This is a genomic window from Oscillibacter sp. (assembly GCF_028693505.1).
Taxonomy (GTDB): Bacteria; Bacillota; Clostridia; order Oscillospirales; family Oscillospiraceae; genus Oscillibacter.
In genome coordinates, this window is sequence record NZ_JAQUVF010000041.1 from 1 (window position 1) to 13,082 (window position 13,082).

The 13,082-nt window shown below is 60.1% G+C and carries 12 protein-coding genes; 10 read left to right on the plus strand and 2 right to left on the minus strand.

Annotated elements, in window-relative coordinates; translation table 11 throughout:
- The first annotated feature begins 428 nt into the window (after positions 1 to 428).
- Both tyrS and PHI30_RS09680 read left to right on the plus strand, forming a co-directional pair.
- On the plus strand, positions 429 to 1,697 hold the full coding sequence (gene tyrS / locus PHI30_RS09675) for a tyrosine--tRNA ligase (RefSeq protein WP_300027143.1): 1,269 nt from the start codon (positions 429 to 431) through the stop codon (positions 1,695 to 1,697).
- 76 nt (positions 1,698 to 1,773) lie between these two features.
- Complete coding sequence (locus PHI30_RS09680) at positions 1,774 to 3,399, plus strand: ABC-F family ATP-binding cassette domain-containing protein (protein WP_300027146.1); 1,626 nt, start codon at positions 1,774 to 1,776, stop codon at positions 3,397 to 3,399.
- A gap of 101 nt (positions 3,400 to 3,500) precedes the next feature.
- Here PHI30_RS09680 and dapA read toward each other — a convergent pair whose 3' ends face one another.
- Positions 3,501 to 4,403: a 4-hydroxy-tetrahydrodipicolinate synthase gene (dapA, locus tag PHI30_RS09685; protein ID WP_300027148.1), complete on the minus strand. Its 903-nt coding sequence runs from the start codon at positions 4,401 to 4,403 to the stop codon at positions 3,501 to 3,503.
- 98 nt (positions 4,404 to 4,501) lie between these two features.
- Complete coding sequence (gene asd, locus PHI30_RS09690; protein WP_300027151.1) at positions 4,502 to 5,593, minus strand: aspartate-semialdehyde dehydrogenase; 1,092 nt, start codon at positions 5,591 to 5,593, stop codon at positions 4,502 to 4,504.
- Positions 5,594 to 5,788: 195 nt separating this feature from the next.
- Here asd and PHI30_RS09695 point away from each other — a divergent pair, with 195 nt between their 5' ends.
- From PHI30_RS09695 to PHI30_RS09730, 8 genes are all read left to right on the plus strand, one after another.
- Complete coding sequence (locus tag PHI30_RS09695; RefSeq protein WP_300027153.1) at positions 5,789 to 7,471, plus strand: SpoIID/LytB domain-containing protein; 1,683 nt, start codon at positions 5,789 to 5,791, stop codon at positions 7,469 to 7,471.
- An 8-nt stretch (positions 7,472 to 7,479) separates the two neighbouring features.
- The gene (gene queA / locus PHI30_RS09700) at positions 7,480 to 8,505 is read left to right on the plus strand and encodes a tRNA preQ1(34) S-adenosylmethionine ribosyltransferase-isomerase QueA (protein WP_300027155.1); all 1,026 of its coding nucleotides are present in this window, start codon (positions 7,480 to 7,482) and stop codon (positions 8,503 to 8,505) included.
- Positions 8,506 to 8,581: 76 nt separating this feature from the next.
- Positions 8,582 to 9,715 carry a tRNA guanosine(34) transglycosylase Tgt gene (gene tgt / locus PHI30_RS09705; RefSeq protein WP_300027157.1) on the plus strand — a complete coding sequence of 378 codons (1,134 nt, stop codon included), beginning with the start codon at positions 8,582 to 8,584 and terminating at the stop codon, positions 9,713 to 9,715.
- A gap of 100 nt (positions 9,716 to 9,815) precedes the next feature.
- Entirely contained in the window at positions 9,816 to 10,211 is a 396-nt protein-coding gene (gene yajC / locus PHI30_RS09710; RefSeq protein WP_300027159.1) for a preprotein translocase subunit YajC, read from the plus strand.
- Positions 10,212 to 10,277: 66 nt separating this feature from the next.
- Complete coding sequence (locus PHI30_RS09715; RefSeq protein WP_300027161.1) at positions 10,278 to 10,676, plus strand: TIGR04086 family membrane protein; 399 nt, start codon at positions 10,278 to 10,280, stop codon at positions 10,674 to 10,676.
- 346 nt (positions 10,677 to 11,022) lie between these two features.
- Entirely contained in the window at positions 11,023 to 11,655 is a 633-nt protein-coding gene (locus tag PHI30_RS09720; protein ID WP_300027164.1) for a hypothetical protein, read from the plus strand.
- A gap of 23 nt (positions 11,656 to 11,678) precedes the next feature.
- On the plus strand, positions 11,679 to 12,560 hold the full coding sequence (gene xerD / locus PHI30_RS09725) for a site-specific tyrosine recombinase XerD (RefSeq protein WP_300027166.1): 882 nt from the start codon (positions 11,679 to 11,681) through the stop codon (positions 12,558 to 12,560).
- A gap of 116 nt (positions 12,561 to 12,676) precedes the next feature.
- Positions 12,677 to 13,082, plus strand: a 406-nt coding sequence (locus PHI30_RS09730) for a sigma factor (protein WP_300027168.1), incomplete at its 3' end; no start/stop codon positions are given.

The following is a 13,082-nucleotide window of genomic DNA, read 5'->3' on the forward strand; positions in this document are numbered from 1 at the left end:
AAAACGCAAGAACTGGAAAATGTAGCCATCTACTGGTTAATTTTTATATTAGAACTCGCCAAATGCGGCAATTCCGCTTTTTCGGTTGACAATTGGAATAAAATCGGCTAGAATGCGACATGATACAGCGAGGATGCGGAGAAGTACCCACCCACGACCTGCCAAGAGAGCCTCTGGACGGTGAAAAGAGGAGAGGGACGGGCGGCGAATACACCGCGGAGCTGGCACCCGAACGGCCGGAAAACGGCCCGGTAGGCGTGCTCCGGCAGCGCCCGTTATCGCGCAGGAGTTTGCTGGAACTCCGTGAGGCGTCTTTCGCGAGGGCGGCGTGAACCAGAGGTGGTACCGCGTACGTTGTACGCCCTCTGTCCTTTGCCGGACAGAGGGCGTTTTTACTCTGTCAATACATGATAAGGGAGTTTGGAACCATGACATGCTATGAAGAACTGGTGGCCCGGGGCCTGATTGCGCAGGTGACGGACGAAGCGGAGATCAAAGAGCTGATCAACAGCGGCAAGGCGGTGTTCTACATCGGCTTTGACCCCACGGCGGACAGTCTGCACGTGGGCCACTTTATGGCCCTTTGCCTGATGAAGCGCCTGCAAATGGCGGGCAACCGCCCCATCGCCCTCATCGGCGGCGGCACCGGCTATATCGGCGACCCCTCCGGCCGGACGGACATGCGCTCCATGATGACGCCGGAGATCATTCAGCACAACTGCGACTGCTTCAAAAAGCAGATGGAAAAATTCATCGAGTTTGGCGAGGGCAAGGCCCAGATGGTGAACAACGCCGACTGGCTCTTAAAGCTCAACTACGTGGACCTTTTGCGGGAGGTGGGCGCGTGCTTTTCCGTGAACAACATGCTGCGGGCGGAGTGCTATAAGCAGCGGATGGAAAAGGGCCTTTCCTTCCTGGAATTCAACTATATGATCATGCAGTCCTACGACTTCTATCATATGTTCCAAACCATGGGCTGCAACATGCAGTTTGGCGGCGACGACCAGTGGAGCAACATGCTCTTCGGCACGGAGCTGATCCGCAAGAAGCTGGGCAAGGACGCCTACGCCATGACCATCACCCTGCTTTTGAACGCCGAGGGCAAGAAAATGGGCAAGACTGCCAGCGGCGCTGTGTGGCTGGACCCCGACAAGACCAGCCCCTTCGAGTTCTATCAGTACTGGCGCAACGTGGGCGACGCGGACGTTTTGAAATGCATCCGGATGCTCACCTTCCTGCCGCTGGAGCAAATCGACGAGATGGACCGCTGGGATGGCAGCCAGCTCAACCGCGCCAAGGAGATTTTGGCCTACGAGCTGACCAAGATGATCCACGGCGAGGAGGAGGCCGAAAAGGCCCAGAGCGCCGCCCGGGCGCTTTTTGGGGGAAGCGGCGCTTCCGAGCATATGCCTGAGACCAAGCTTCCCGCCGACGCCTTTACGGACGGGAAGATCGGCGCTGCCAGCTTGCTGGTGGCCTGCGGGCTTTGCGCCTCCAACGGCGAGGCCCGGCGGCTCATCCAGCAGGGCGGCCTTGCGGTGAACGACGAAAAGGTCACGGACGCTGCCGCCGCCTTCGAGCAATCGGAGTTTGCGGGCGAGGGCGTCATCATCAAAAAGGGCAAGAAGGTCTTTTACCGGGCCTATTTAGAAGATGTATCAGTGATCACATCTGAAGGGCTTGAAGGACTAATCTGACATTATCAGAACAGCAGACGTTGCAGTCGCGGCGCCTGCTGTTCCGATGAAATACGTTTTTTAAAAGGAAGCAATCATGATTACTGTCAACGACGTCAGCGTGAACTTCAGCGGTCAGCCGCTGTTCAAGCACGTGGACCTGAAATTCATCCCCGGCAACTGCTACGGCATCATCGGCGCAAACGGCGCCGGCAAAACCACCTTCCTGCGCGTCCTCTCCGGCGATCTGGAGCCCAGCACCGGCGAGGTGGTCATCCCCAAGACGGAGCGGATGTCCGTTTTGCGCCAGGACCACTTCCAGTACGACGGCTACTCCGTGCTGGACACCGTTATCATGGGCAACCAGCACCTCTACGACGTGATGAAGGAGAAGGACGCCCTCTATGAAAAGGAGGATTTCTCCGACGCGGACGGCGTGAAGGCCAGCGAGCTGGAGGGGGAATTTGCCGAGATGGGCGGCTGGGAGGCCGAGTCCGACGTGAGCCGTCTTTTGCAGGGTCTGGGCCTCTCCAATGACATTTTGTACAGCGAAATGGCCAGCCTCACCGCCAAGGAAAAGGTGAAGGTGCTGCTTGCGCAGGCGCTTTTCGGCAAGCCCGACATCATTTTGCTGGACGAACCCACCAACCATCTGGACATTCAGGCCATCGAATGGCTGGAGGATTTCCTGATGGATTGCGAGAGCCTGATTCTGGTGGTGAGCCATGACCGCCACTTCCTCAATACCGTGTGCACCAACATCGTGGACGTGGACTACGGCGGCATCCGGATGTACGTGGGCAACTACGAGTTCTGGTACGAGTCCAGCCAGCTGATGCAGCGGATGGTCCGGGACCAGAACAAGAAAAAAGAGGACAAGATCAAGGAGCTGCAGGAATTCGTGCAGCGCTTCTCCGCCAACAAGTCCAAGTCCAAGCAGGCCACCTCCCGCCGCAAGCTTCTCGACAAGCTCTCGGTGGAGGAAATGCCCGCCTCCTCCCGCCGCTATCCCTTCGTGGGCTTTGCCATGGACCGGGAAGTGGGCAAGGAGATTTTGGCGGTGGAGAATCTTTCCAAGACCGTGGACGGGCGGAAGGTGCTGGACAACGTCAGCTTCCGGCTGAACAAGGGCGAAAAGGTCGCCTTCGTGGGCGAGGACGAGATCGCCAAAACCACCCTCTTCAAGATCGTCATGGGCGAGATGGAGCCGGACGAAGGCTCCTACAAGTGGGGCACCACCATCACCACCAGCTACTTCCCGCTGGATAACTCCGCCTTCTTCAACGACTGCGACCTGAATCTGGTCCAGTGGCTGGGGCAGTACACCGCCGACAACGCCGAGGAGAACACGGAGTCCTTCAAGCGCTCCTTCCTCGGGCGGATGCTCTTTTCCGGCGACGACGTCTTTAAGCCCGTCAAGGTCCTCTCCGGCGGCGAGAAGGTGCGCTGCATGCTCTCTCGCATGATGCTCTACGGCTCCAACGTGCTGGTGTTGGACCAGCCCACCAACCATCTGGATCTGGAGTCCATCACCGCCGTGAACAACGGATTGATCGACTACAAGGGCGTCGTCCTCTTCTCCAGCCACGACCATGAGTTTGTGGAGACCATCGCAAACCGCATCATGGAATTTGTGGACGGACAGCTCATCGACAAGATGGGCACCTACGAGGAGTATATCGCCACCCAGCGCGCCGAAATGCTGGCAAAGCTGAACGGATAAGCAAGGACTGCCGCCCATTGGCGGACGGACCCTTCCATATGAGAGCAGGCCCCCGGTACGTCCGGGGGCCTGCTTTTTAAAGACCTATTGCCTGCGTCCCGTCACTCGGCAGGCCCTTCCTCCAGCAGGCCGTACTTCAAAAGAGCTTCCCGGATGCGGTCCAGGTTGGACTCCGACGGCTCGCAAAGGGGCAGCCGCAGCGCCCCCGCGTCCCAGCCCATCAGATTCATGGCCGTTTTCACGGGGATGGGATTCACCTCGCAAAACAGGGTGTCGCAAAGGTCCTTCAGGTAAATTTGCAGCGCCCCCGCCGCCTGAAAATCGTTGTGGAGGCAAAGGTCCACCAGCGCGTGCATTTCCGCCGGGATGATATTGGCCGCCACGGAGATGATGCCCTTGCCGCCCAAAGAGCAGATGGGCACCGTCTCGTCATCGTTGCCGGACCAGATGTAGAAATCCTCCGGGCAGAGCGCCCGGGTGCGCTGAACGCTGCCCAGATCGCCCCCTGCCTCCTTCACGCCGATGATGTTGGGGTGCCGGGAAAGGCGGGCGTAAGTCTCCGGGGCGACGGTCACGCCGGTGCGGGAGGGGACGTCGTAGATGATGATGGGGCAGGACACCGCGTCCGCCAGATGGTTGTAGTGGCGCACAAGGCCCTCCTGGGTGGCCTTGTTGTAGTACGGCGTCACCACCAGCAAGCCGTCCGCGCCCACCCGCTCGGCGTCCCGAGAGAGGGCGATGGCGTTTTCCGTGGAGTTGGACCCGCTGCCGGCGATCACCGGCACCCGGCCGTCCACGTGGTCCACGCAGTATTCGATGGTCCGCATCCGCTCCCGGTACGACATGGTGGCGGCCTCGCCGGTGGTGCCGCAGACAATGACGGCGTCGGTGCCGTTTTCCAGCTGGAAGTCCAGCAGCCGCCCCATGATGGCAAGGTCCACGCTCTCGTGATGAAATGGTGTGACGATTGCGACGCCAGAGCCTGTAAAGATAGGTTCCTTCACAATATTTCAGCTCCTTTTCTAATCAAATTCGTTTTAAACGCGCAAAAAGCGGATGCCGCATTTGGCATCCGCTTTCTTTCGTAAACAGAGAAAAGACTTTATTTCGGCTGGAGATAGCCCTTGGCGCACAGCAGCTCCGCCAGCAGCACCGCGCCGCCGGCCGCGCCCCGGAGGGTGTTGTGGCTCAGGCAGGCGAACTTGTAATCGTACTGGCTGTCGGGCCGGAGACGGCCGATGGAAACCGCCATGCCGTGCTCCAGATTCCGGTCCAGACGGGTCTGGGGGCGGTTCTCCTCCTCAAAATAGTGGAGGAACTGCTTGGGGGCGGAGGGGAGATTCAGCTCTTGGGCGGGACCCCGGAAGGCGGCCCACTCGGCTTTGATCTGCTCCATGGAGGGAGCCTTGCCATCCGCAAACTTCATGAATACGGCGGCCATATGTCCGTCCTGACAGGCCACCCGGAAGCACTGGGCGGTGATGGAGGGGCCGTCGGCCTTCACGATCTTGCCGCCTTCCACCCGGCCCCACAGCTTCAGCGGCTCCTGCTCGGATTTTTCTTCCTCGCCGCCGATGTAGGGGATGCAGTTGTCCACCATCTCCGGCCAGCGCTCAAAGGTCTTTCCCGCGCCGGAAATGGCCTGATAGGTGCAAACCAGCACCTGCTCCAGCCCGTACTTGCGCAAAGGGTGCAGGGCGGGCACATAGCTTTGCAGGGAGCAGTTGCTCTTCACCGCGATGAAGCCCCGCTTCGTGCCAAGGCGCTTACGCTGCGCGTCAATGATGGCGAGGTGGTCCGCGTTGATCTCCGGCACCACCATGGGGACGTCGTCCGTCCAGCGGTTGGCGGAGTTGTTGGAGACGATGGGGCACTCCAGCTTGGCGTAGGTTTCCTCCAGCGCCCGAATCTCCTCTTTCTTCATGTCCACGGCGCAAAAGCAGAAGTCCACCTGCGCCGCCATTTTTTCCGCGTCGGCCTCCGCGTCCAGAACGATTAGCTTTCTGGCCTCCTCCGGCAGGGGGATATCCAGCGCCCAGCGGCCCTCCACGGCCTCACCGTAAGGTTTGCCGGCGCTGCGGGCGCTGGCGGCGATGGCGGTGAGCTGGAACCAGGGGTGGTTCTCCATCAATGTGATGAACCGCTGGCCCACCATGCCCGTGCCTCCGATGATACCGACTTGATACTGTTTCATGCCTTGTTCCTCCTGCTTGTTGTTGCGGCGACGCGCCAATCTGCCCGTTCGTCGATTTTTGGTTGAATCTGCCGCCGAGTTGTACTATACTATGTAAAATAGGGTTCTATTTTGAATGTTTGCGTACGGCGGACATTTGTATGTATATTAGCATACTTTTCAGTTTCCGTCAAGGTTTGGACGTTGGGAGGTTCCATGAAAAAACTGCTTTGGACCACAACTTTCGTTGTGATATTTTTCCTTTGTTCGACGGTTTCCGCCGCCGCCGTGGTGAATGACACGGTGAAGGTGGGGCTGCGATACGGCTCCGACGCACTGTTTTCCGCCAATCTGGAAAACGCGGTGGGGGAGGGCTACGCCTTCGGCTACTTCGACGAGGATCGCTCCTTCGTCTCCCTTGGCGAGACGGACGAGACCGCCATTTCCATGAGCGCTGCCGGTACTATGTATATGAGTGAGAGCGGCGGGTATTCCCGGGAAATGCCCTCGGGCACCTTCCGGTACTTTGGACCGTGGCACGTCCAGCTTGCGGGCTACGACTCCTTTGAGGACGCGGCAAGCGACGCCGGGGACTTGGACGGCTGGGTTGCGTGGATTTCCGGCGCGTACGTGGTCCGCGTGGGCGGGTATGAGACGCGGGAGGAGGCGCAAAGCGCCGCAGGGGAGCTAGGCGGCAGCGCGGAGCAGTCCTCCGCCACCGGCGTGCTGGTGACGCGCACCAAGTCGCTGGACGTCCTCTTCGAGTTTGACTGTCAGGGGACGCTGGACCTTGGCGTTCTGCCCCAGGGCAGGGAGACCGCCACGTGGTTCAAGGGCTACAAATACCCCGGCGGCTTTTCCTACCCGCGCATCACCGGCGGCAATCTGAACGTTACAAATCTGGTGGAGCTGGAGACCTACGTCAAGGGCGTGATTCCCTATGAGATGAGCGGAAGCTGGCCCCTTTCCGCGCTGGAGGCGCAGGCGGTCTGCGCCCGGACCTTCGCCTGTCGGGAGAGCAAGCACCTTGCCTCCTACGGCTTCGACGTGTGCGCCGGGACGGACTGTCAGGTGTACTACGGCGTCGGCAGCGGCGGCGCGGGCCCTACTGCCACCAGCGACGAAGCGGTGGACAACACGGCGGGGGAGTGCCTGTACTACGACGGCGCCCCCATCCGCAACGCGGTGTACCACTCCTCCGACGGCGGCGCGACGGAGGACGCTTACTACGTCTGGGGGACGGAGACGGGCTATCTCAAGGGCAAGCAGGACCCCTACGAATCCCAGACCACCATCCCAAACTACGCTTACTCCGTCACCTACACCGCCGACGAGCTGACATGTATCTTGCAGCAAAAGAACTATGACGTGGGCACGATCCGGAACGTCTATGTATCGGAATTTACGCCTTTGGGCAACGTGTACAAGGTGACCTTCGAACACGATGGCGGCACGCTCACCGTCAAGGGCGACACCTGCCGCACCATCTTTTACTCCAGTACCTACAATAAATCCGTCCGCAGCCTGCGCTTTACCATCAACGGGGCCAGCGCGCCCTCCGGCGGGTCCATCGGCCCTTCCACTGGCGGGGGATACTACGTCAACGGCTCCGGGGAGACGCTGCGGGGCCTTGACGGCGCCAGCGTGATCTCGGGCAGCGGGACTGTTTCCAAGCTGGAAGGGGAGGGCGCAAGCGTCATCACCTCGTCCGGCACGGCGACGCTGGGGGGGAGTGCCAGCAATGTGAAATCCAGCGCAAGCGGCACCTTCACCATCACCGGCACCGGATACGGCCACAACGTGGGCATGAGCCAGTACGGCGCAAAAGCCATGGCGGAGCAGGGCTGGGACTATGAGGAAATTCTCCATTTCTATTTTACCGATGTGACCATCGAGTGAGGAAAACTATGAAAACAAGTGATTTTAACTACGACCTTCCCCCGGAGCTGATTGCCCAGACACCCATCGAAAAGCGGGATACCTCCCGCCTGATGACGCTAAGCCGCTGCACCGGAAAGGTGGAACACCACCACTTTTACGAGCTGCCGGACTTCCTCCGGCCCGGGGACTGCCTGATTCTGAATGATTCCCGGGTGCTGCCCGCACGACTCTTGGGCCAGCGGCTGCCCGGCGGCGGGGCCTGCGAGGTGCTGCTGCTCATCGACCGGGGCGAGAAGGTTTGGGAGTGTCTGGTCCGTCCGGGACGGAAAATGCACACCGGCGCGAAGCTCTCGTTTGGAAACGGTGAGCTGACGGCGGAGGTCGTTGGCGAGGTGGAGGGCGGAAACCGGCTGGTCCGCTTCGACTACGAGGGCATTTTTCTGGAGGTGCTGGAGCATCTTGGCAAGATGCCCCTGCCGCCCTATATCAAGGAGGAATTGCAGGATCAGGAGCGGTACCAGACCGTCTACTCCAAGGTCCTTGGCAGCGCGGCTGCCCCTACGGCGGGCCTGCACTTCACAAAGGACCTGCTGGAAAAGATTTCCGCCATGGGCGTGGGCGTGGGGTATGTGACGCTCCACGTGGGGCTTGGCACCTTCCGCCCTGTGAAGGAGGACGAGATCACCGACCACGCCATGCACAGCGAGTACTGCGTCATCTCCCAGGAGACGGCGGACCTCATTAACCGCACCCGGGAGAGCGGCGGGCGGTGCATTTGCGTTGGCACCACCTCCTGCCGGACGCTGGAGACCTGGGCCAAAGAGGACGGCACCATGACCGCCAGCGCCGGCTGGACAAACATCTATATCTACCCCGGCTACCGCTTCAAGGTGATGGACGGCCTTGTCACCAACTTCCACCTGCCGGAGAGCACTCTCATCATGCTGGTGTCCGCCTTTGCCGGACGGGAGCACGTGCTGGATGCCTACCAGGAGGCGGTGCGGGAAAAGTACCGCTTTTTCAGCTTCGGAGACGCCATGTTCCTCAGCTGAGGAAGCTTGGTGGTTCTTCGCGCAGGCGTTCCGGGCCGTTTGACGGCCCTTCAAAAATCGACTGAGGAGTAACCAGATGTTCAAAGTCATCAAATCCGAGGGCCGCGCGCGCCGCGGCGAGTTTTCCTGCGCCCACGGCGGCACGGTGCAAACGCCGGTATTCATGAATGTGGGCACACAGGCGGCCATCAAGGGCGGCGTCTCCGCCCACGATCTCAAGGAGATCGGCTGCCAGATCGAGCTTTCCAACACCTACCACCTCCACCTGCGCCCCGGCGACACGCTGGTGCGCCAGATGGGCGGGCTGCACGCCTTTATGGACTGGGACGGCCCCATCCTGACGGATTCCGGCGGATTTCAGGTGTTCTCGCTGGCGTCTTTGCGCAAGATCAAGGAGGAGGGGGTGTATTTCTCCTCCCACATCGACGGGCATAAGATTTTCATGGGGCCGGAGGAATCCATGCGCATTCAGTCCAACCTTGGCAGCGACATTGCCATGGCCTTTGATGAGTGCGTGGAAAACCCCGCCACCCACGAGTACGCCGAGGCCAGCTGCCAGCGGACGCTGCGCTGGCTGGAGCGGTGCAAGGCGGAGCACGACCGGCTGAATACCCTGCCGGAAACGGTGAACCCCCGGCAGATGCTCTTTGGCATCAATCAGGGCGCGACCTTTGCAGACCTGCGGGCATGGCACATGAAGGAAATTGCCAAGATCGACTGCGACGGCTTCGCCATCGGCGGCCTCGCCGTGGGCGAGCCGGCGGAGATCATGTACGAGATGATCGACGTGGTGGAGCCGCACATGCCCCCGGAAAAGCCCCGCTATCTCATGGGCGTCGGCACGCCCAGCAACATCATCGAGGCCGTCAGCCGGGGCGTGGACTTCTTCGACTGCGTGATGCCCTCCCGCAACGGCCGCCACGGCAAGCTCTTCACGTGGGAGGGCACCGTGAACATCCTCAACGAAAAGTACGCCGCGGACCCCCGCCCCATCAGCGAAAGCTGCCAGTGCCCCGCGTGCCGCAGCTTCTCCCGGGCGTATCTGCGCCACCTCTTCAAGGCGGACGAGGTGCTGGCGCTGCGGCTGGCAGTGCTGCACAACCTGTATTTCTACAACGAGCTGATGGAGCGCATCCGGGAAAACCTGGATCAGGGCACCTTCGCCGCCTTCCGGGCGCGATACAGCGGTCGGCTGGAGGAGCGCGTATAAGCCCGCTGGGATAACTGTGCAAAAAAGTTCTTGCAAAAACGGCCCACTTTGGTATAATGGCAGTACTGTCAATTTACAAAAGGAAAAGGAGTCTTGCAACATGGATCAGGGAACCTCAACAATTTTAATGATGGTCGTCCTCTTTGGACTCATGTACTTCATGATGATCCGCCCCGAGAACAAGCGGAAAAAGAAGGCACAGGAGATGCGGGACGGTTTGAAGAAGGGTGATATCATCACCACCATCGGCGGCATCGTGGCCAAGGTCATCTCTGTCGGCGGCGACACCATTATCGTGGAGACCGGCGAGGACCGCGTCCGCATGGAATTTGCCAAGTGGGCCGTTTCCACCGTCGGTGTGCAGACCAACGAGCAGCCCGAAAAGGGCAAAAAGGACGCCGGTAAGGACAGCGAGAGCACGGACGCTTCCGCAGAGCTGCCCGAAGAGCCGGTGGACGAAATCCCCGCTCCTGAGGAAGAAACCAACAAGGAATAAGGTTATAAACCGGACCTCCCCCGGAATATGCTTGGATAGAAAGCATATTCCGAGGGAGGTTTTTTTATGGGAAAAACGAAAAAGCAACAACCGGTCTGGGCGCCCTTTTTGAAGGGCACGGCCCTGTCTCTCCTCCTTTACCTGCTGGGCCAGCTCCTGCTGGCGCTGCTGGTGGTCAAAGGCATACTGGGGGAGGGGACCGCCTTCCCCGTGACGGCGGCGCTGGCATTTCTCTCCACCGCTGCGGGAAGTCTGCTGCCCGCCCGCCGCTCTCCGTGGGGCACGCTGCCGGGGGGCCTTCTTTCCGCCGCGGCGTTCGCCGTCGTTTTGATTGCCGGCGGCGCACTGTGGTGGGACGGCATCACGTGGACGGGCCATGGCGGCGTGCTGCTTTGCTGCGTACTGGGCGGCGGTGTTGCGGCGGGCCTGCTGGGCGGTCGAAAGGGCAAACGCCGCCGCCGCTGAGCATTGTGAGAACTTACAAAAACGAGAAAAACACCCCGCCGCGCCCCGCCATGCCCTGAAAAAAGAGGGAAGGGGACCCTTCCGCAAATATGGGACAAATTTCCGGTCGGCGGCACCAGATATAGTCTTTTGATGCCGCCGACCGGGCCTTTTTCTTTGCTTGTTTTCGTAGTTAACATAACGTTGTTTACATAACATTTTGTCATAAATTCCAAAAAAGAAGTATTTCCGGCAAATTCCTTGATAAAATCAGGAAATTGCACTATATTAAAAAGTACCGAGTTTACGTTAACTGCCTCGTATAAAGTCGCCGCCGCGCTCATAGAGTGGAGCGAGGTGAGTCGGCTTGAACTGGAAAAAACGAAAGAACCCCGGGGCGTTGTCTGCGCTATTTCCGCTGCTGCTTCTATCGCTCTTCTTTTTCGGCGGTGTGGTTTTGGGACAGGTCGTCTTGTCCCGGGTGCCGGACGCCACCGGTGAAGAGCTGCGGCGGTATCTGACGGACTATGTACATCTGGATAACCAGGACGCCACGTCCGCCAGAGCTGTTTTATCGGCGCTGGTTTTGTATCTGCGGTATCCGCTGCTGGCGTTTTTGCTGGGGTTCGCCTCCGTTGGGGTGGCGTTGCTGCCCTGCGCGGCGCTGGCCTTCGGCTTTTTCCTGTCCTACTCCGTCTGCTGCTTCACGGCGGCCTTCGGCGCAGGCGGCGTCCTTCTGGCGCTGTCGGTATCCGGCATCCGGTGCCTTGTAACGCTGCCCTGTTTTTTCCTGCTGGCGGTCCCGTCGATGGAAAATTCTGCGCAGCTGGCCAGAGCGTCCTTTGGGAGAGGGCACCGGGCGGCCATCGCGGGCAGATACGGCAGGGAGTGGTGGCTGCGCTTTGCGGCGTCCATCCTGGCGCTGCTGGCGGGCATGTGTGTGGATCTTGCGCTTTCGCCCCACCTGCTGGGGCTGGTCCTTGGGCAACTTGCGATTTAGAAGAGAGGGTGAATTTCCTGACAATGGATGATATCGAGCGCTTCGGCGCGTATCTTGCGGAGGAGAAGCACGCCTCCGTCAATACCATCAGCTCCTACCTGCGGGACGTGACCCAGTTTTCGGAGTACCTGCAAAGCATTCAGGAATGCACCCTGCGCCAGGCCGAGAGCGAGATGGTCCGCAGCTACATGAACTGGATGCTGGGGCGGGGCAAATCCGCCGCCTCCGTCACCCGGTTTCTGGCTTCCGTCAAGTCCTTTTATAATTTTCTGCTAGCGGATGGCGCGGTGTCCGCCACCCCCACCCGGGGCGTGACCGCCGCCAAGGTGGAGCGGAAGTACCCCGAGATTTTGACCAACAAGGAAGTGGAGCTGTTTTTGGAGCAGCCCCGCTGCGTGGATGCCAAGGGCTTTCGTGACCACGCCATGCTGGAGCTGCTCTACGCCACCGGCATCCGGGTCAGCGAGCTGATCTCGCTGAATGTGGACGATCTCAATCTGGCGGCGGGCTTTTTGCGCTGCGTGAACCGGGGGAAGGAGCGCATCATCCCCCTGTACCACACCGCCGTCAAGGCGCTGGTGGACTATGTGAAAAACATCCGCCCCCAGCTCATCGCGGACGGGGAGGAGACGGCCCTGTTCGTCAACATGAACGGCGAGCGCATGAGCCGGCAGGGCTTCTGGAAGATCATCAAATACTATCAGGAGCGGGCGGGCATCGAAAAGGACATCACACCCCACACCCTGCGCCACTCCTTCGCCGTGCACCTGCTGGAAAACGGCGCGGACCTGCGCTCTATTCAGGAGATGCTGGGCCACGCGGACATTTCCTCCACCCAGATCTATACCCACGTGGTCAAGCGCCAGCTCAAGGACGTGTACCAAAAGGCCCACCCCAGAGCGTGACGGGAGTTTTCTCCGCTGTGAGCCGGTACGGCATCTGCCGTACCGGTTTTTTTTCGTCTCCGTGAACAAAATCGCCTGCCAAAGACTCTAATAGAGAGAAGGAAGGAGGGGCGCCCATGGACAAAGAGGAATTTGCCCGCCGGACCGAAGCAATCCGAAACCGGCTGTACCGCGCAGCGTACCTGATGGTCGGCAGCGAGGCGGACGCGCTGGAGGCCGTGGACGAGGCGGTGTATCAAGCGCTGCGCTCGCTGCGGGGGCTGCGGGAGGACGCTTTCTTTGAAACGTGGCTCACCCGCATCCTGCTCAACGAGGCTTTGCAGACAAAGCAAAGCAGGATCACAGCGAAGAGATCAAGAAGCGGCTCGACGGCTACGACATCCGCGAAACTTTGCATGGCGGGGCTTACAGAGCTTCGTTTCAAAGCAGACCGTCCGCATAAAGGCTTCATAATCCTTCTGCCACACCGGCTGGCCGTCCAGGCCGCGGCGCAAAACGACGCTCTTCATATTGTCCGTCAGG

Bases quoted from the DNA above. Each gene is read 5' to 3' on its own strand.
- tyrS (WP_300027143.1), top strand. From the start codon at position 429: ATGACATGCTATGAAGAACTGGTGGCCCGGGGCCTGATTGCGCAGGTG.
- PHI30_RS09680 (WP_300027146.1), top strand. From the start codon at position 1,774: ATGATTACTGTCAACGACGTCAGCGTGAACTTCAGCGGTCAGCCGCTG.
- asd (WP_300027151.1), bottom strand. From the start codon at position 5,593: ATGAAACAGTATCAAGTCGGTATCATCGGAGGCACGGGCATGGTGGGC.
- PHI30_RS09695 (WP_300027153.1), top strand. From the start codon at position 5,789: ATGAAAAAACTGCTTTGGACCACAACTTTCGTTGTGATATTTTTCCTT.
- queA (WP_300027155.1), top strand. From the start codon at position 7,480: ATGAAAACAAGTGATTTTAACTACGACCTTCCCCCGGAGCTGATTGCC.
- tgt (WP_300027157.1), top strand. From the start codon at position 8,582: ATGTTCAAAGTCATCAAATCCGAGGGCCGCGCGCGCCGCGGCGAGTTT.
- yajC (WP_300027159.1), top strand. From the start codon at position 9,816: ATGGATCAGGGAACCTCAACAATTTTAATGATGGTCGTCCTCTTTGGA.
- PHI30_RS09715 (WP_300027161.1), top strand. From the start codon at position 10,278: ATGGGAAAAACGAAAAAGCAACAACCGGTCTGGGCGCCCTTTTTGAAG.
- xerD (WP_300027166.1), top strand. From the start codon at position 11,679: ATGGATGATATCGAGCGCTTCGGCGCGTATCTTGCGGAGGAGAAGCAC.